This window comes from Shigella sp. FC1967 (genome assembly GCF_001743005.1).
Classification (GTDB): Bacteria; Pseudomonadota; Gammaproteobacteria; order Enterobacterales; family Enterobacteriaceae; genus Proteus.
The window spans coordinates 1-350 of the sequence record NZ_MIIZ01001429.1 but is presented as its reverse complement, the minus strand read 5'-3'; the positions used below and the strand labels follow the sequence as shown (position 1 = coordinate 350).

General features: G+C 50.0%; 1 pseudogene. It reads left to right on the top strand.

The annotated features are described in order from the left end of the window. Positions 1–350: pseudogene (locus BHE89_RS22675) on the top strand (RNA-guided endonuclease InsQ/TnpB family protein); the annotation flags it as partial.

The following is a 350-nucleotide window of genomic DNA, read 5'->3' as shown; positions in this document are numbered from 1 at the left end:
GATTGAAGCGCGTTTACATCGTGAAATTACGGGGGCGCTGAAAAGTATCACACTGAGCCGCAGCGCAACCGAAAATACTATGCGTCACTACTCTGTGATGACGGGGGTAGAAGCACCGGCAAAGCCAACATTGATATCAAATATCACGGGGCTTGATGTGGGGCTGAGTCATTACGCCATCAAATCAGACGGCAATAAGATTGCTAATCCGCGCCACCTTATCAATGCCAGCCGTCACCTACGTCGAAAACAAAAAGCCTTATCTCGCAAGCAAAAAAGGGAGTGCTAATCGCCGTAAAGCCCGAATACAGCTTGCAGGTGTACACGAACGGGTAGCCAATGCCCGTGCT